Annotated in this window: 5 protein-coding genes, 1 pseudogene and 1 CRISPR repeat array; of the genes and pseudogenes, 5 read left to right on the top strand and 1 reads right to left on the bottom strand. The window is 55.0% G+C overall.

Annotated features, from left to right (window positions below):
- Positions 1 to 38 precede the first annotated feature (38 nt).
- The 3 genes from HY774_04605 to HY774_04595 all read left to right on the top strand — a co-directional run bounded on the left by HY774_04605 (position 39) and on the right by HY774_04595 (position 15,003).
- Positions 39 to 8,810, top strand: a complete 8,772-nt coding sequence (locus HY774_04605) for an SDR family NAD(P)-dependent oxidoreductase (GenBank protein ID MBI4747742.1) — start codon at positions 39 to 41, stop codon at positions 8,808 to 8,810.
- Positions 8,811 to 9,168: 358 nt separating this feature from the next.
- A complete protein-coding gene (locus tag HY774_04600) occupies positions 9,169 to 9,420 on the top strand; it encodes a hypothetical protein (GenBank protein ID MBI4747741.1) in 252 nt (83 codons plus the stop codon).
- 216 nt (positions 9,421 to 9,636) lie between these two features.
- Positions 9,637 to 15,003 carry a biotin/lipoyl-binding protein gene (locus HY774_04595; GenBank protein ID MBI4747740.1) on the top strand — a complete coding sequence of 1,789 codons (5,367 nt, stop codon included), beginning with the start codon at positions 9,637 to 9,639 and terminating at the stop codon, positions 15,001 to 15,003.
- 294 nt (positions 15,004 to 15,297) lie between these two features.
- Here the strand turns inward: HY774_04595 and HY774_04590 are convergent, their stop codons facing one another.
- Complete coding sequence (locus HY774_04590; protein ID MBI4747739.1) at positions 15,298 to 15,600, bottom strand: hypothetical protein; 303 nt, start codon at positions 15,598 to 15,600, stop codon at positions 15,298 to 15,300.
- Between the two features lie 95 nt (positions 15,601 to 15,695).
- On the opposite strand from HY774_04590, the gene HY774_04585 reads away from it, so the two are divergent.
- A complete protein-coding gene (locus HY774_04585; GenBank protein MBI4747738.1) occupies positions 15,696 to 16,343 on the top strand; it encodes a TIGR02594 family protein in 648 nt (215 codons plus the stop codon).
- Between the two features lie 164 nt (positions 16,344 to 16,507).
- Positions 16,508 to 18,319 (top strand): annotated as a pseudogene (locus HY774_04580) (1,4-alpha-glucan branching enzyme).
- Between the two features lie 5 nt (positions 18,320 to 18,324).
- A CRISPR array of direct repeats spans positions 18,325 to 20,526; the repeat unit is 37 nt; unit sequence GTTTCAATCCCTGATGGGCTCGGTTTGGTCGGGCTAG.

The raw sequence follows: 20,526 nt of genomic DNA, 5'->3' as shown, positions 1-20,526 counted from the left end.
CCCTGAACCCTAAATCCCCATTCTCTGGAAGAAACCTTATGGAAGATACAGCTTACCGTGCAATTGCCGTCGTCGGAATCGGTGCCGCACTCCCCGATGCACCCGACGCCTCGACCTTCTGGGCCAATGTAAAGGGTGGTCGCTATTCGATTTCGGAAGTCACCCCCGACCGTTGGGATCCGGCGGTGTATTATGACGCCGATCCGAAAGTACCAGATAAAACCTATTCCAAAATCGGTGGTTGGGTTCGTGAATGTGCCTGGGATCCGATTGCCTGGCATTTGCCGATTCCGCCGCGTGTCAGCCAGTCAATGGATGACACCCAAAAATGGGCGGTAAAATGTACCCACGAAGCACTGACCAGTTTTGGATACCCCAACCGACCACTCGACCTGGAACGCACTGCCGTTATTTTCGGGAATGCCATGGCCGGTGAGCGTCACTATTTGACGTCAACCCGGCTGGCCCATCCTGAATTTGCCCGCGAGTTGAGCAACGCCCCGGCGTTTGCGGCGCTTCCAGCGGATGTTCGCGCCACGATCCTCCAGCAATTTCATGCCAACACCCAGGAGTTCTTCCCCAACATCACGGAAGACACCATGCCGGGCGAGCTTTCCAACTGCATCGCGGGTCGTGTCGCCAATCTGTTTAACCTCCACGGCCCAAACTATGTCTGTGATGCGGCCTGTGCTTCAGCCATGGCGGCCATGAGTGCCGCGATTGAAGGTCTGGTTGAACGTGATTTCGACACCGTGATTACCGGCGGAATTGATCGCAACATGGGAATCGCCACGTTTGTGAAATTCTGCAAGATCGGCGCCCTGTCGGCGACCGGCACCCGGCCTTATGCAGACGGTTCGGACGGATTTGTGATGGGTGAAGGGGCCGCCATTTTTGTGCTCAAGCGCCTCGAAGACGCCGAACGCGATGGCGATACGATTTATGCGGTCATGCGCGGCATGGGTGGCTCCAGCGATGGACGTGGAAAAGGCATTACGGCTCCAAATCCAATCGGCCAGCGAATTGCCATCGAACGCGGCTGGAAAAATGCCGGGCTCTCGCCAGCCACGGCCACCTTGATCGAAGGCCACGGGACGTCAACCAAAGTCGGTGACGTGGTCGAAGTCCAAAGCCTGATTGACGTCTTTACCCCGTTTGGACCTGCCACGCAGTCCATCGCGCTGGGTTCGGTCAAATCCAACATCGGCCACCTCAAAGGCGCCGCCGGGGCCAGCGGGATGTTGAAGGTCATCATGGCCTTGCACGAAAAAGTGCTGCCGCCAAGCCTCAACTTCCATAGACCGAATCCAAATCTTGATTTCGCCCATTCGCCATTTTATGTCAACACCGAACTCAAACCCTGGCCAACGCCGGCGTGTGGTGTTCGACGGGCCGCCGTCAGCGCCTTTGGGTTTGGTGGCACCAACTTTCATGCTGTCTTTGAAGAATATATTCCAGGCCGCCTGAAACCGAAAAAAGTCCAGGTTTCCGGCATTGAAACTGTGCCCGCGAAAGGCTCAACGGCTGAACTGAGAGCGCCGTTCCGGGGGGCTCTGGTCCTTGGCGGCACGTCAAGCACCGCGTTGATCGAACGCCTGAAAGCCGTGCAAACCGCAGCCCAGGCCGGAAATGCGCCAGAAATCGAAGCTCCAGCCGAAGCTGACCTCCGAGCCCCGGAACGCATCGCGATTGACTATGCCGATGCCAAAGACCTGGCCGACAAAGCCGGAAAGGCGCTCAAAGCCCTCGAAACCAACAACCCGGCCATGTGGAAAGCGTTGCGGTCGCAGGGTGTGTTTCACGGCAGCGGCCCGGCGCCAAAAGTCGCGTTTCTCTACACCGGGCAGGGTTCGCAATACGTCAACATGCTCCAGCACCTGCGCGACATCGAACCAGTGGTGGCTGAGGTCTTTGCTGAAGCCGATAAGGTCATGACCCCGTTGCTCGGTGGAAAATCGTTATCCGATTACATTTTTGTGCAACAGGCTGATGAAGCCGCCGTCGCCCAGGCCGAAAAGGATCTGCGCCAGACAGCCATTACCCAGCCAGCGGTCCTGGCGGTTGATTCGGCACTTACCAAATTGATGGCCAGCTATGGCATCAAATCCGATATGGTGATGGGCCACAGCCTGGGTGAATACGGGGCGCTGGTGGCCGCTGAAGCGATGCCGTTTGCCGATGCCCTCGAAGCCGTCAGTGCCCGTGGCCGCGAAATGACCAAAGTTTCAATGGGCGACAACGGCAAAATGGCCGCGGTTTTTGCGCCGCTTCCAGAAATTGAACGGATCTTAAAAACTGTTGATGGGTATGTGGTGATTGCCAATATCAACAGCAACGTTCAGGCCGTGATCGGCGGCATCAGCGAGGCGGTGGCCCAGGCCGAGCACCTTTTTAAAGAAGCTGGATACAACTGTGTGCCGCTCCCGGTCAGTCACGCGTTTCATACCACGATTGTCGCCCCGGCAAGCGGTCCGCTCCGCCAGACGCTGGAACGGCTCACCATGCGATCTCCGAAAATTCCGACCGTGGCCAATATCAACGGCGAATTCTACCCAACCGGTCCCAATGTCAAATCAGAGATGCTCGACATTCTGGCCAAACAGGTGGCCTCCCCCGTGCAATTCGTCAAAGGACTGCACACGCTCTATGAAGCCGGCGCCCGAATTTTTGTTGAAGTCGGCCCGAAAAAAGCCCTGCAAGGGTTTGTGGATGATGTACTGGGTCACCATCCAGATGTGATTTCGCTGGCCACCAATCATCCGAAAACCGGTGATGTTGCTTCGTTTAACCAGGCTTTGTGCGGGCTGTATGCCGCCGGTCTGGGTGCCGGGCGAGTTCCCCAACCCGTTGCCCAGCCAGTTGTCACCCAGGCGACAGCGGCGATTTCCGCACCCGCCCAACCATCAGTGAATTTGACTGCCGCCGCGCCGGTTCACCCGACGCCGTCTGGAATACCAACCGCGGCTGTCACTCGTGGAGCAGGTATGAGCACACCAAATGCAAATCAAACCTATGTGGAGCTTGGCAAACTCTTTGCCGAATTCCTTGAACGCGGCATGCACCTGTATCAAGGCCAGGCCACACCCGCTCGCGCCGCCCAGGAACTGGTCGTTATTTCCGGTGCCGCGCTTGGATTGCCCGGCGTTGAACGCGTGTTTGACGAAGCCAATCTGGGCCGTATTTTACGCGGCGAACAATTTATTGATGTCATTCCAGCCAAATACCGGCGGTTGATGGTCGAAAAACACATCACCCGGCTGGTCAAGAGTGATGCCGGCGCCCGCTTTGAAGCGATTGAAAGCGCTTCGGAAGTGGTGAAGCTGGCGGCCAGAGCTGGAATCATTGATCTGGAACACGATTTCGGCATCCCAGCGGACCGGCTGGCGGCCCTGGATGAAGTGACACAACTCGCCATTGGCGCCGGGATTGACGCCCTGCGCGATGCCGGAATTCCACTGGTGTTGCGGTACAAAACCACCACCAAAGGCACGCAACTCCCCGACCGGTGGGGGCTGCCCGAAGCCCTGCGTGATGAAACCGGCGTGATTTTTGCCTCGGCGTTTCCAGGCTATGACTCATTTGCGTCGAGTTTGACCCACTACTGGGAAGATCACGCCCGGCACCAGGAACTGGAAATGTTGACCAGTCTGCGCTCGCGCCTGGATGGCCAGGCAACCACCATTGCCCTTGAAATTGATCGCCGGATTGGCGAACTCAACCGTGCCATTGAAGCCGCGCCGTTCCAGTTTGATCGCCGATTCCTGTTCCGGGTTCTGGCCATGGGTCATTCACAATTTGCCGAATTGATCGGCGCCCGTGGGCCAAACACCGCGATTAACTCCGCCTGCGCCAGCACCACGCAAGCCGTTGCCCTGGCCGAAGACTGGATTCATTCCGGTCGCTGCCGACGGGTGGTTGTGGTGGCCGCTGATGATGTGACCTCCGACAATCTGATGGAATGGTTTGGCGCCGGATTTCTCGCCACGGGCGCGGCGGCCACCGATGATGTGGTCGAAGAAGCCGCCACCCCGTTTGACCGTCGTCGTCACGGGATGATTCTCGGGATGGGCGCGGCGTCCTTTGTGATTGAAAGTGCCGAAGCCTCCCGCGAACGCGGCATCCAGCCGATTTGCGAAGTCCTCAGCACGGCCACGGCCAACAGCGCCTTCCACGGCACCCGACTCGACGTCAACCATATCTGCATGGTGATGGAAAAGCTGGTCTCCCAGGCCGAAGCCCGCACCGGAATTAACCGCCACCAGATCGCACCGCAGACCGTGTTTGTCTCGCACGAGACCTACACCCCGGCTCGCGGTGGCAGCGCGGCGGCCGAAGTCCATGCCCTCCGGCAGGTCTTTGGCGACCATGCCAGCCAGCTTGTGATCGCCAATACCAAAGGCTTTACCGGCCATCCGATGGGCGTCGGAATTGAAGACGTCATCGGGATCAAAGCGATTGAAACCGGTATTGTGCCGCCGGTCGCCAATTTTAAAGAAGTTGACCCGGATTTGGGCGTGCTCAATCTGTCGAAAGGCGGCGCCTACCCGGTTCAATATGCCCTCCGGCTGGGCGCCGGGTTTGGCTCACAAATCAGCATGACGCTGATTCGCTGGATTCCAACCGCCGATGGCATGCACCGTGCGCCCGATGCGCTCGGGTATGAATATCGGATCTTTGATCGGAATCAGTTCAATCAATGGCTGAGTTTCGTGTCAGGCTATCAAACCGCCGAAATGGAAGTGGTCAACCGCACCCTGCGCATTAAAGACCAGGGAACGCCAGCCGTGCCGCTGCATACCGGTGCCGCGAAACCGATTGTCAATGCACCGGCGACTTCCTGGGCGCAACCGGCCATGTCACAACCGTCACCCGCACCGGCAGTGATTCAACCAGCGGCCAAAATTGAACCTCCGAAGGTCGAACCGGTTCTGGCGGCACCGCAATTTACCCCGGTTGCAACGCCGCTTCCGGTCTTTGACCTGGTTAAAGAAAAAGTGCTTAACCTGGCCGCCCAAAAGACCGGCTATCCCGTGGATATGCTGGACTTAGATCTTGACCTGGAAGCCGACCTCGGTGTTGACACCGTCAAACAGGCCGAAATGTTTGCGGCGATTCGCGGGGCGTATGACATTCCACGCGAGGAAACCCTCAAGCTGCGCGACTTCCCGACCCTCAAACACGTCATTCAGTTTGTCTATGATCGGCGTCCCGATCTCAAAGCGGTTGAACTGCCACCACTTCCGGCGAGAGTCGTTTCCATGCCTTCTGGTGTTGGCGCGGCACCGGCTCTGGCACCCGTCGTCGCGGTGGCAACGATTGATCCAGTTCGCGAAGAAGTGCTGAAACTGACGGCTCAAAAAACCGGCTACCCGATTGACATGCTCGATATGGACCTTGATCTGGAAGCCGACCTGGGTGTTGACACCGTCAAACAGGCTGAAATGTTTGCGGCGATTCGTGCGGCCTACACCATTCCACGCGATGAAAACCTCAAATTACGCGACTTCCCGACGCTCAAACACGTCATTCAGTTTGTCTATGATCGGCGTCCGGATTTGAAAGCTTCAGAACCAGCGGCACCAACCCCGGTGGTTGTAGCCCCGGTTCACGCTCAAGCGCCAGTTGCCGCGCCAGAACCGGTTCACGACGAAGTCACCCAAAAAGTGATGGCCCTGGCCGCTGAAAAGACCGGCTATCCGCCGGAAATGCTCGATCTTGACCTCGATCTGGAAGCCGACCTGGGCGTAGACACCGTCAAGCAAGCCGAAATGTTTGCTTCAGTTCGGGCCATTTTTAACATTGCTCGCGATGAAAACCTCAAGCTGCGCGACTTCCCGACCTTGAAACATGTGATTGGGTTTGTCTATGACAAACGACCTGACCTGAAAGTCACCGCGGCACCAGCACCGGTTCAACCGGTTGCCGCCCCGGTCGCCGAAGCAGCACCGGCAGTTGACGAAGTCACCCAGAAAGTTTTGGATCTGGCCGTCGAGAAAACCGGCTATCCGCCGGAAATGCTGGACCTTGATCTCGATTTGGAAGCCGACCTGGGGGTTGACACCGTCAAGCAAGCCGAAATGTTTGCCTCGGTTCGCGGAATGTTTGACATTCCACGTGATGAAAATCTGAAACTCCGGGACTTCCCAACCCTCAGCCACGTGATTGGGTTTGTGTATGACAAACGCCCGGATTTGAAAGGCAACGTCACGGCTCAATCAACTGCCCCGTCAACGAGTGCGGCGGCAACCGTAGCGGTCACAACGCCCGCAACGCCAAAAACGATGTCGCTCGATGCGGCGGCGGCCATTCCACGACGCGTCCCGGTTCCGATCCTGCGACCGGCACTGACTGATTGCAAACCAACCGGCGTCAGGCTCGAAGCCGGCACCCGCGTGATCGTCATGCCCGAACTGGGCGACGTCACCGAAATCCTGTGTCAGAAACTGGCAAACCGTGGCGTCGAAGTCCTGAAACTTGACAATCTATCGGATGCGGCTTCCCTCACCGATCAGATTCAGACCTGGCTCGAAGCCGGGCCAATCCACGGTGTGTACTGGTTACCAGCCCTGGCCGTCGAAGACAACCTGTTTGATATGCACCTGGAACAGTGGCGGGCTGAGCTGGAGGTTCGCGTCAAGTACCTCTACGCCACAATGCGGGTGCTCTATGACCAGATTCAGGCCGCCGGCACCTTCCTGGTTTCGGCAGTTCATCTGGATGGCCAGCACGGCTATGGCCCGACCGGAGCCCGCGCTCCGCTGGGCGGCGCCGTCACCGGCTTTACCAAAGCCTATAAACGCGAACGCACCGAAGCACTCGTCAAAACAGTTGACTTCCAACCTGACACTTCAGCCGATGAGATTGCTGAAACCCTGATTGCTGAAACCCTGACTGATCCTGGCGCCGTCGAAATTGGCTATGCGGAGGGAAATCGCTGGACAGTTGGACTCCGGGAAATCCCGGTCGAAAACGGCGAACCCGGAATGGAATTGAACCAGGACACCGTGTTTGTGGTCACCGGTGCCGCCGGGAGCATTGTGTCAGCAATTACCACCGATCTGGCCGTCGCCTCAGGTGGGACGTTCTATCTGCTTGATTTGGTCCCTGAACCAGACCGCCATAACCCGGACATTCCACGGCTGGCCAATGACAAAGACAACCTCAAGCGAGACATCTTTGAACGCCTCAAAGCCAGAGGCGAACGCGCCACCCCGGCCATGGTTGAAAAAGAACTCGCCGCCCTGGAACGCGCCAGCGCCGCACTCACCGCCATCCAGGCCATCGAAGCCGCCGGCGGGACCGCGCATTACTTTAGCGTTGACCTGCGGGATGCCGAATCGGTCGGCAACGCGATTGACGCCGTTCAGGAACAGCAAGGCCGGATTGATGTGCTCTTGCACGCCGCCGGACTCGAAATCAGCCGCTTCCTGAAAGACAAAGAACCGCGCGAGTTTGATCTGGTGTTTGACGTCAAGTGCGACGGCTGGTTTAACCTGCTGCGCAGCATTGGCCAGATGCCGCTTGGCGCCACCGTGGTGTTTAGTTCGATTGCCGGACGCTTTGGCAACGGCGGTCAAACTGATTACAGCTCTGCCAATGATCTGCTCTGCAAAACCACATCGAGCTTCCGCACGACGCGGCCCAACACGCGGGGCATTGCCACCGACTGGACGGCCTGGAGCAGCATCGGAATGGCCTCGCGCGGCTCGATTCCAAAAATGATGGAACTTGCCGGCATTGACATGCTGGCCCCCGAAGCCGGCATCCCATTCATTCGCCGCGAATTGATCTCCGGCAGCCGCCGGGATGAAATCGTGGTCGCCGAGCGACTCGGCCTCTTGATGGACGAATTTGATGCAACCGGCGGTCTCGATGTCGAAGCCATCAATCAACAACTGGCCGAGCACCGCGAAGCCGGAAACGTCGGCCCAATGATTGGCAACGTGACCGGATTTGGACTCCACACCGGGCTCACGATTGAGACCACACTGGATCCAAAGGAACAACCATTCCTCTTTGATCACCAGATTGAAGGCACGCCAGTACTGCCGGGCGTGATGGGCATGGAATCATTTGCCGAACTGGCCGCCGTGCTCTTCCCTGACCGGTCAGTCGCCAGCGTTGAAAACGTGGACTTTCTGGCGCCGTTTAAGTTTTACCGGCACGAACCACGGACCATCAAACTCGTGGCCAAATTCCAAACCGACGGCGAAGACATTCTGGCCTTCTGCCGCCTGATTGGAACGCGAACGTTGCCAAACCAACCGACACCGCAGGAAACCGTTCACTTTACCGGTACAGTTCGCCTGACCCGGCAACCACTCCCGGAAGACCTGGAACAACCAGCGACTGAAGCTGAAGCCACCGTCAACGCCGAAGACATTTACCGGATTTATTTCCACGGCCCGGCCTATCAGGTCCTTGAAAAAATCTGGAAATGGGAGGATTGCGTCGCCGGTCAGTTTGCCGCCGAATTGATCGAAAACCATCGTCCGATGGAACTTGAAACCCAACTGACGCCGCGTCTGATCGAGTTGTGCTTCCAAACCGCCGGAATCTGGGAAATTGGCGAAACCGGCCATATGGGATTGCCACTGCACGTTGACCGGGTGCTCAAACTCCGCACCGGAGAAAACGTCAGCGGTCGTCAGGTCGCCATCATCCGTCGCGACACCGAAAACAACGGCTTTGACGGTGTCGTCTGTGACGGCGAAGGCAATGTCTTTCTGTACCTGCAAGGGTACCGGACCGTCGAATTTACCGCCAACGATGAAGCGCAGGTCGCGCTCATCCGAACGGTGTTGAGTTGATGTCTTATTCTCCGTTATGGAGAGGTCGGTTTTCGCCCGGAGGGCGCCGGACAGTAGCCGGTGGGAAGCCTGCTTTGAGGCGCACCCACCGGAACCCGGACCGGAACAAATTCGCGCCCGGATGGGCGCTGGACTAAAATCGCAAACTGATCGGAAAACTTTCAGATACTGAACCAAACCCATCTTCCAGCGCCCATCCGGGCGCGAACCAAACCGGACTGAAGATCCGGTGGTGTGCCCAAAGCGGCAAACCACCAGCTACTTTCCATCGCCCTCCGGGCGGAAGGCTGTCAAGCTCAAGCGATCTTTCCATAACGGAGATTTTTCATTCTTCATTCACCCTAGAGAGGATCCAGCCATGAATAACCACGTCGCACCATCATTAACCCAATCTCAAATCGATGCTTTGACCTTTTTGATCCACCATTACAAAACCGGGAACCTGCTGGCCACACTTCAGATTTGTCACGATTTTCTGGCCTGCCTGCCGGACTCAACCCCGGAAAAACAAATGTTTTTGACTGACATCACCGGTTTGAAAAAAATTGTGCACCTGCTGGCCCACGTCAACACTGAAGAAGAAACCAAAGCCAGCGAAGCCGCAAGCTAGCGAACAAAAAGCGAGTAGTGAGTAGCGAGTAGCGAGTAGTCAGAAAAGAAGATTTGTTGTTTCGGTTACTGGTTCTCCTACTTCTCACCTGGGAAGTGATCCAATACTGATTTGAGCTCCACTTGCTATTCACTTTTCTGGATTGACTACTCGCTACTCGCTACCCACTACTCACTCTTGAGCTCGCTACTTGCTTCTCTCTTAGATGGAGGAAATATGCGTCCCCTGATTCAGCGTGTCGCCATTGTGGACCGTGGAACGGCTGCCGTTCGGGCCATTCGTGCGATCCGGGAATATAATGAAGAGCACCAGACCGATATTCGCTCACTGGCCCTGTTTACCAAAACCGATCAACGCGCCTTCTTTGTCGAAGAAGCCGACGAAGGCTTCTTACTCGGTTCAGATGAATGGTGCTCAAACGGTCACACCGGGAGCCGGTATTGTGATTTGGAAGCCCTTGAAAAAGCCCTGGTGGCGTCACGCGCCGATGCCGTATGGACCGGGTGGGGCTGGATGTCGGCCCGCCCCGAACTGGCTGACCTGTGTCAGAAACTTGGAATTGCCTACCTCGGGGTTGAAGGTAATGTGATGCGTCGGTTGCTGACACCTGAAACGGCAACCCGGCTTGCCGAAGCCTCTGGACTGTCCTTGGACCTGGGCGCTTCAGAATCGCTTTCCGACCTGCGCCAGCTTGAAGTCCAAACCATCGCCGATGATGACGGCACAGTGTGGGCGCTCGGCGTGGTTGATACCACGCTGAAATTGAGCGACACCGTCGGCCTGGTCGAGTCTCCATCACCAGTCGTTTCGGGTGACCAGGAATTGATGCTGTGTACCGCCGCCGTCAAAATGGTCAGGCAATCGAAGGCCACCGGACCGGTAAGTGTGAAATTTGTCTGGAAAACCAGAAACCAGAGCGTTCAGAACGTCACGATCCATCCAGGCATTCAGGCTCATCACACGGTCACCGAAATGCGAACCGGCGTTGATCTGGTCAAACTCCAGATTCATCTGGGTCGAGATGGACGCCTCGAATCGCACCCACCCGGCTTTCCACCAGTCCATGCCATCGGGGTTGAACTGGTGGCGATTCCAGAAAACACCGATCTTCCGGCCAGCGCCAAAACGGTCGAATCCGTCAAAATGGTGACCGGGCCCGGTTTGCGCATTGACCCCGGTGTCACCGAGGGCAATCTGCTGGCCCAACCATTTCTCCCGTCGCGATGGATCAGTCTGGTGACGACGAGTGGTCAGAGCCGCGCGGAGTCATTCTCCCGAATGAAGCGTTCCCTCTTGAATTCAGCCTGCGTCATCCACGGCCATAGTTGCAATAAATCGCGGATCCTGGCCTTGCTCAATCGCCCGGATGTGATTGACGGTCAATCAACCCTGATTCCCGCCGCCACCATTGCTCCGCTCAACCCGCTCTTTGGCAAAGTAGCGTTAATCCAGGCCGCCATTGAAATCTATCTGGCTGATTTTTCAGTTGAACACGCGCAATTTGTCACTTCCGCCGCGCGTGGCCGGCCACAGGTCCGAGGTGAAGCGGGTCTGACAGTCGAACTCGGCTATCAGGGCGAAGTCTATGCCCTCACCGTGTATCGGCTTGGCGACCAAAACTATCGCATTGACGTTGATGGACAGCAGATTCCAGTCACTGTGGCCTGGAGCAATCGCCACGAACGCCGACTGGTCGTCGCCGGTCAGAATTTTCATACCTTCCCGGTCATCACCCAGCCCAACTTTACGATTGAAGTTGAAGGCACCGAACACCACATTTCCCGTGAAGATTTCGGCGTGGTGCGCTGTCCGACCCCAGCCGTCGTGGTATCGGTCGCCGTGAAAGAAGGAGATGAAGTCAAAACTGGCGATGTGGTGGCCGTGGTCGAATCCATGAAACTGGAAATGCCGATCAATGCGCCCTATTCCGGAAAAGTTCGCCGAGTGCTGGTGCTCCCCAATGTCCAGGTGGATATCGGCGCCCCGCTGATCCAGTTTGAACTGTCCAGCCATCCGGCAGCCGGGTCTGGCGGCGAACGGCTGCGGTTTTCAAATTTGGCGCCAACCGCGCCAGACTCATTGCAGGCCCGGTGTCATACCAATTTTGAAGCGTTTCGCAGCCTCCTGCTTGGATATGACGTGGCTCCAGCCGAAGTCAAACGATTGATGGCCGACCGGGGACAACTCTGTCATCAACTGCCGGTCACCGACCCGGAACTGATTGGAAACGAAGATGAGATGTTGACGATCTTTGTTGACCTCTGCTCGCTCTTCCAACGCCTGGCCTTGACTGAAGATCACGAAGCTGCCGAAGCCCTCGCGTCCCAGGAATACCTGTTGACCTATCTGCGAACGTTTGACACCCAGGGAACCGAACTTCCGCAAGCGTTCCTGGATAAACTGCTGCGAACGCTCGCCCATTTTGGCGTCTATAGCCTGCGACGTACCGCTGAACTCGAAACAGCCCTCTTGCGGCTCTACAAATCTCATTTAAAGATGGATCAGCACCTGACCCTGATGATGAGTTTGCTTGAGCGACGACTGGCCAACCACGAGGCCATGCACCCAGCGCTCAGTGAGTCATTCCAGTGGCTCTTAAATCGGACAATTGAAGAAACCCTCGGGAGCTATCCCAGCCTGAGCGAACTGGCTCGCGAAGTTCGCTTCCGACTGTATGACGAGGCAATGTTTGAACAGGCACGGCAGCGGATTTATGCTGAAGTCGAATCCCATTTGAATTACCTTGAAGAAATGCCGGGTGCCGAAGACCGCGAAACCCACATCCGGGCGCTCGCCGACTGCCCACAACCACTGGCCGGGTTGCTGGCCAAACGGTTTGGCGATATGTCGCTGGCCATGCAACAGCTCATTCTGGAAGTCCTGACCCGGCGCTATTACCGCATCCGCAAGCTTGAAAACTTCCAAAACCTGCTTGGGAAAAAACACATTTTCGTCACGGCTCGCTATGATCACCCGATTGACGGCAAAAACATCCACGTCGCCAGCACCCTGGCGGCCTATGACCAGTTAACCGAGACCGGTCAGGAGCTTTGCCATCTGGTCAAAGCCATTCCGGAAGATCACGATGTGGTGATTGATTTTTACCTCTGGAACCCAGATCGCACCCGGTCGGCGGATGAAATCCAGCAAGACATTCAACGCCATTTGAACGAAGCCCCCTTCCCGCGTCCAATTCGGCGGATTGTGGTCTCGGTCGCCAGCCTGGTGACCGGACACGAAGCGGAAGGCACCTGGCACTTTACCTTCCGGCCATCGCCCGAAGGCTACCAGGAAGAAAAAGTCTATCGTGGATTGCACCCAATGATGGGCAAACGGTTGCACCTCTGGCGGTTGAGTAACTTCAACATCGAACGGCTGCCTTCGGTGGAAGACGTCTTTTTGTTCCGGGCGCTGGCCAAAGACAATCCAAAGGACGAACGGCTGATTGCGATTGCCGAAGTTCGTGACCTGACTATTGTGCGCGATGGAAACAACCAGATTGTCCAGATTCCATATCTGGAGCATATGCTCTTTGAAGCGGCTGCCGGATTGCGGCATTTCCTGGCGCAACGGCCTCCGCGAGAACGACCACAGTGGAACCGATTGCTCCTTTATATATGGCCAACGCTGACCTTGAACCGCGAGGAAATCAATCAGGTCTCCCGCAAGCTTTCGGCGGCCACCGAAGGGCTGGGACTCGAACGGATGGTGATTCGCTGTACTCTTCCAGATGCGGAAACCGGCGAAATCAAAGACACCGTGTGGCGGATTTCCAACCCTGGCGGACACGAGCCGGTGGTTTCATTTCACACACCGGCTGAAAAACCGATGCGTCCGCTGGGCGATTATGAACGCAAGGTCCTGCAACTTCGCCGCCGTGGGCTGGTCTACCCCTATGAAATCGTCGAAATGCTCACCTCATCGCAAGGCGAGAAAATTCAATTCCCGCCCGGTGAATTTCAAGAATATGACCTCAACGAACAAAACGAACTGGTTCCGGTCAACCGGCCATACGGCTTGAACAAAGCCAATCTGGTCGTCGGCGTGATTACCAACAAGACCGCCAAATATCCGGAAGGCATGACGCGTGTGATTATGCTCGGCGACCCAAGCAAGAGCATGGGGTCAGTGGCCGAACCCGAATGCCGGCGGATTCTGGCCTGCATTGATCTGGCCCAAAAAATGAACGTTCCGCTCGAATGGTTCCCGGTCTCGGCGGGTGCCAAAATTTCAATGGAAAGCGGCACGGAAAACATGGACTGGATCGCGGACGTGCTGCGGGCGCTGATTGAATTCACCCAGGCCGGGTGCGAAGTCAACATTGTCGTCAACGGCATCAACGTCGGCGCCCAGCCGTACTGGAACGCCGAAGCCACCATGCTGATGCACACCCGTGGCATCCTGATTATGACGCCTGACGGAGCGATGGTCCTCACCGGCAAACGCGCCCTCGATTTTTCCGGGAGCGTTTCGGCAGAAGACAACTTCGGCATCGGCGGCTATGATCGGGTGATGGGCCCCAACGGACAGGCACAATACTGGGCAGCGGATATCGTCGAAGCCTCAGAAATCCTGCTCCGACACTATGATCACACCTATGTCGTTCCCGGCGAACGATTTCCACGTGACACGCCATCAACCGATCCGACAGACCGCGACATCCGCAGCTTCCCATATTCCGGCAATAAAGCGGACGGGTTCGAACTGGTCGGAGAAATCTTTACCGAAGAAAAGAACGCTGGACGCAAACGGCCATTTGATATTCGGTCCGTGATGCGGGCGGTGGTTGACCAGGATCACCAGCCGCTCGAACGCTGGTTTGGCTTCCGGGATGCGGAGATTCCGGTGGTCTGGGATGCCCACCTTGGCGGACATCCCGTGTGTATGATCGGCATGGAATCGCGTCCGCTGCCGCGACTCGGCTTTATCTCAGCGGATGGACCTTATCAGTGGACTGCCGGGACACTCTTCCCGCAAGGCTCAAAGAAAGTCGCCCGAACCGTCAATTCGGCCAGCGGCAATCGTCCACTGGTGGTGCTGGCGAACCTGTCCGGGTTTGACGGCTCGCCGGAATCCATGCGCAAGACCCAGCTTGAATTCGGAGCTGAAATTGGCCGGGCGGTCGTGAACTTCAAGGGGCCGATTGTGTTCTGTGTGGTGTCGCGCTATCACGGCGGGGCCTATGTGGTCTTTTCGAAGACCTTGAATAAAAACCTCGAAGTCGCCGCGCTCGAAGGCTCGTTTGCCTCAGTCATCGGAGGCGCTCCGGCAGCCGCCGTAGTGTTTGCCGGCGAAGTCGAAAAACGAACCAAAGCCGACAACCGGCTGACGACGCTTGAAAAAGCGATTGCGGCAGCCGCGGGTCCAGACAAAGGCCGCCTGCGGGCCGAATACACTGATTTGTACAACGTAGTCTATTCCGAAAAACTGGGCCAGGTGGCCGAAGAATTCGACCACGTGCACAGTGTCCACCGGGCGCTGGCGGTTGGGTCACTGGACCGCATCGTTCCGTCAAGCCAGCTTCGGCCATATCTGATTGACGCGGTTGAACGCGGAATGAAGAAGACGTTGGAGCCGGGCTGAAGAACTCGGGCTGAAGAACTTGGGCTGAAGAAGTCGGGATGAGGGCTGAAGAAAGTGGGTTGAAAAACTGGTTTTATTTCATCCCTCATCCCTCATCCCTCATCCCTCATCCCTTTGATTGCCCCGAACTTGCGAGTCTTCAGCCCCAAATAGTATTGCTTCCTGCTCGACTTACCAAAAAGCGACAATCTGTTACCTCAGGCAGATTGTCGCTTTTTTACTTTATTTTCATTCCTGTTGACCCATAAGATGTCAATAATTCGCTTTCTTACATGGAACTACTTTTAAGAACACTTAATACAAGTCCCCATAAAAGAGGGATGAAATTTGACCACTCGCTAGGAGAAAATTGGGGTTCGCCCGGATGGGCGGTGGAAAATAGCCGGTGGCAAGTGTCGCTTTGGACACGCGGCCACCGGAAAGAGTCACCATCACGGGTTCGCGCCCGGATGGGCGCTGGAATACAATGGTGAGCGAGTCGCCGAAAACCCCGCAGGGAACGTGACCCGAACCAGCTTCCAGCGCCCATCCAGGCGCAAACCAGCGCAAACCACTGCGGACCGAAGATCCGGTGGTGTGCCCAAAGCGGCAAACCACCGGCTATTGTCCGGCGCCCATCCGGGCGAAAGCCAATTCGGAATCACCGAAATTCCATCCCCCATTTATGGGGACTTGTACTTAAGGAGAAAACAATGTCTACTAATCAATATAAAGTTGTTGCTGAAGTACTTAACTTCCGAGATGAGCCATCTATTCACGGAAATATTATTGGTTTCCTTAGAAAAGGGGATATTGTTGAGTTTATCAGTATGTCTGGTGACGACTACTGGTATAAAGTTATATCTCCCACAGGTCAAAAAGGATGGGTTTCTCACAGGTACCTCCAGGCTGTTACCGAGACAACGGACTCAGCTTTAGAATTCCCATGGGTGAGCATTGCACTTGGCGAAGTTGGAGTTAAGGAATTTCCTGGAAGCGGAGACAACCCCAGAATTGTAGGGTATTTACATTCTACCACTCTCCCAGGTTCAGCCAGAGACAATGATGAAACCTACTGGTGTTCAGCTTTTGTAAATTGGTGTGTTGAACGTGCTGGTTATGAAGGAACTGATTCAGCCTGGGCAAGATCCTGGCTTAATTGGGGGGTTCCAATAGACCAGCCCCGTAAAGGCTGTATCGTCGTTTTTAGAAGAGGCGCCGGTGGACATGTGGGATTCTACTGGGGTGAAACGAGTGACAAAATCAAAGTACTTGGCGGGAATCAAAGCAATGAAGTTAATACCTCCGAATATCTTAAAAGTAATCTTTTGGGATATCGAGTCCCAGGAAATAATTCTTGACAAAAGACTTATGCGGTCTAATTTCTGGGCAATCAATGACGAATGGTCAAATTTCTCTTTAATTTGAGGACCAAACTCATTGAGTTCAAACCACCCGGCACCTGGTATCATTCTAGGATTCAACTTGGTACATTCAGCAATCTGTTGATTTGGAGAAATCAGCCATGTATGAAAAATTTGGTGCGGTTGTCAGCGGTCCCCGAGTTGTGTTTTCCCTATTCCTTCCTGATAAGGCAATAGATCCAACCCAGTATGTGCGTGGAGGGTCACCTCGAATCAAGGAGATCCACGTTTGCGGTGACTTCCAAAACAGTCTGGGCAGCCAGAACTGGCAGGTTGATCAGCAATTTAAGATGCAAAAAGTTGCTCATCCAAACGGCTGGGTGTACCAACTTGCCCTGAATTCAGACCTGCCAGAAGGCTACTATCAGTACAAATATGTCGTCGAATTTGAAAATGACACTATCCGCTGGGTAAGCGATCCGGTTACAAAGTATGGCGGCAATGATGAGAGCGAAAATTCAGCCTTTGTGATTGGCGGTAATCGAACCGATGTGTTGCCAATCGGAAACCGTCTGCCAGCACGTGACCTGATTATTTATGAAACGCATCTGGACGACTTCACTCACGAATATCGAGGCACGAAGGCGCCGGTTGATGCGTTCCGGGAGCGGCTTGATTATCTCCAACGGCTGGGTGTCAATGCGGTTGAGTTTATGCCCTGGACGGCCTGGCCGGGGAATGCTTTTAACTGGGGGTATGCGCCTTTCTCGTTTTTCTCAATTGAATACAGTTATGTCAATGATCCAACCACTCCTGCTGATAAAGTGGTGAAACTCAAGAACTTGATCAACGACATGCATCAGCGGGGCATGCATGTGATTCTGGACGGTGTTTTCAACCATGTTGAGGCCGGAGATAGTTTCAGTCCACGATTTGCCTACAAGTGGCTTTACCAGGATCCGGCTGATTCCCCGTTCATCGGCGACTTTGCAGCCGGTGGCTTCTTTGACGAATTGGATTATCAAAACAATTGCGTTGAAGAATTCATCCGTGATGTCTGTATTTTCTGGCTTGATCAATTTCAGATTGACGGAATTCGGTTTGATTTCACCCGTGGGTTCTTCCAGGAAAATAACCCTCATGTTGGTATTACGAAGCTGATTTCCAATCTCAACCAGCACCTCACCACCACCCACCGCTCAAACATTGGGTTCTTTATCGAACACCTTCCAGACAACCGATTTGAGGCCATTGACGACACCAATCATATCGGCGCCACTGGGTGCTGGTTTGATCCTTTTATGTTCAAGCACTTTGAGTACTGTCAATCTGGCCAGATTGATGACAGCATCCTGCGAATTCTCAATTCAAATCTGGATTTCCAACCAGGAAAGTGTCCAGTGACCTACCTTCAGAATCACGATCATTCATCCCTTACGCATGAGGTTGGAAGTCGAAATCGCTGGTTCAAAACTCAGCCAGCAGTCATTGCCCTGCTGACTTCTCCCGGAGCGGTGCTGCTCCACAACGGTCAGGAATTTGGCCAGGAGGAATCTTTACCCGGAGACGGCCCAGGCCGGGTCATTCCCCGCCCGCTCCGGTGGCAGGCGGATGGAAGCGACAATATCGGCGCATCTTTATTTGGGCTTTACCAGCGCCTTACAGATATTCGAACACAACATCCATCGTTGCGCTCAGCAAACTTCTTCCCGTACCCATCCAATTCTGAAGATGGATATGGGGTCTTTCCCGATCAAGACATTGTTATTTACCATCGGTGGGGCAATGCAGATGACGGAAGGATTGAACGATTCATCATCGTTCTCAATTACTCTGACGCTGACCAGCAGGTTGACATCCCCTTCTCAACCAACGGCTTGTGGAATGATCTTTTGAACAACACGACTGACACGGTCACCAACTTTAAGCTGTTCAATCAGACAATCAATTCCAATTGGGGGCGGATCTACTTTCAAAAAGAGTGAGGTTCTTTGGGCTCGGTTTGGTCGGGCCAGGCCACAGAGTTGGCTAGCGCAGCCCAACTCATCCAAAGTTTCAATCCCTGATGGGCTCGGTTTGGTCGGGCTAGAAGGACTGCCCGACAAAGGCGGTCACTTCAGGTGAGTTTCAATCCCTGATGGGCTCGGTTTGGTCGGGCTAGGTCGGCTTGGGACCATCCGTCAGGGTCTCCGTGATGTTTCAATCCCTGATGGGCTCGGTTTGGTCGGGCTAGCAAGGACAACAGCCGAAGACCCAGGTACAGCCGGTTTCAATCCCTGATGGGCTCGGTTTGGTCGGGCTAGAGTACGAAGCCTCGGCGGAGGTTTGGGGCAAATTGTTTCAATCCCTGATGGGCTCGGTTTGGTCGGGCTAGAAAGGTAGTGCCCCTCCCCCTCCAAAGAAAGGTGTTTCAATCCCTGATGGGCTCGGTTTGGTCGGGCTAGAATGTGGCCCAAGCCGGTTGTCAGCCCGGTTGCAAGTTTCAATCCCTGATGGGCTCGGTTTGGTCGGGCTAGCGGCGACACCTTTTCGTACAAGAGCGGCACCTACAGTTTCAATCCCTGATGGGCTCGGTTTGGTCGGGCTAGCCATTATGCCCGCCGAATTGATTATACCAATTTATGTTTCAATCCCTGATGGGCTCGGTTTGGTCGGGCTAGGCGGCACAGTGTAGCGGTTCGTCAATTTCCCTCTGTTTCAATCCCTGATGGGCTCGGTTTGGTCGGGCTAGGAAGCTTTTTAGAATTTTTTGCCGGTTCATTTTCGTTTCAATCCCTGATGGGCTCGGTTTGGTCGGGCTAGTTCCGAAGGGAAAGTGATAATTTCATCTTCAAAAAGGTTTCAATCCCTGATGGGCTCGGTTTGGTCGGGCTAGCCAACGATGGCATTTGACGGAGCAAGCACGGTTGTTTCAATCCCTGATGGGCTCGGTTTGGTCGGGCTAGTAAAGCGAAAGAGAAGCTTTATGATTTAGTTCGGGTTTCAATCCCTGATGGGCTCGGTTTGGTCGGGCTAGCGGCGCTAGGGCGGCTATCACCGGCAGCCCGATAGTTTCAATCCCTGATGGGCTCGGTTTGGTCGGGCTAGTCAAGAAGTATCCTAAGTTCTTTTCTATTTAAATTGTTTCAATCCCTGATGGGCTCGGTTTGGTCGGGCTAGCGAAAATTTTTCCGTTTTGAAACGTTGGTTGCAAGTTTCAATCCCTGATGGGCTCGGTTTGGTCGGGCTAGAAAACTTGAAAGGGAAAGGGAAATTAACCTCTCCAGTTTCAATCCCTGATGGGCTCGGTTTGGTCGGGCTAGAGGCAATCATGAAGAGTTTGCAATTCATGATTATGTTTCAATCCCTGATGGGCTCGGTTTGGTCGGGCTAGCGACTAAAACAAGGGAAAGATGATACCCCAAAACCAGTTTCAATCCCTGATGGGCTCGGTTTGGTCGGGCTAGCAGGAAGAGCGGGGCGCACGACTGGCTGAGGCCGGTTTCAATCCCTGATGGGCTCGGTTTGGTCGGGCTAGATTCTGGCGGCCCGGCCACTTTAAGTGAAATCCTGTTTCAATCCCTGATGGGCTCGTTTCAATCCCTGATGGGCTCGGTTTGGTCGGGCTAGGGTCAATCGAAAAGAAACTCCACGGTGTATAGATCTGTTTCAATCCCTGATGGGCTCGGTTTGGTCGGGCTAGAAGAGTTTGCTATTCATGATTATGAAGACTTTCCAGTTTCAATCCCTGATGGGCTCGGTTTGGTCGGGCTAGAAAAAATGGCGTCCAGTCGGGCTAGGGTTGATGGGTTTCAATCCCTGATGGGCTCGGTTTGGTCGGGCTAGAGAACTATTAGAGCTTGGCGGTGCAACCGTGAGTGTTTCAATCCCTGATGGGCTCGGTTTGGTCGGGCTAGGGAGCACATGCGGCGGTGGCTGGCCGGGGCAACCGGTTTCAATCCCTGATGGGCTCGGTTTGGTCGGGCTAGAGTTGAGTCAAACCCAGCTTATGGGAATCTATTTCGTTTCAATCCCTGATGGGCTCGGTTTGGTCGGGCTAGCAGGATTTCACTGCCGAATTTATCAATCACGGAGTTTCAATCCCTGATGGGCTCGGTTTGGTCGGGCTAGCCAGAGCTAAGAAAGAACTGGTTTTCTGCCTGGATGTTTCAATCCCTGATGGGCTCGGTTTGGTCGGGCT

It is taken from the genome of Acidobacteriota bacterium, assembly GCA_016208495.1.
Classification (GTDB): Bacteria; Acidobacteriota; Blastocatellia; order Chloracidobacteriales; family Chloracidobacteriaceae; genus JACQXX01.
The sequence above is the reverse complement of the archived record's forward strand: the minus strand, read 5'-3'. Positions and strand labels throughout refer to the sequence as shown.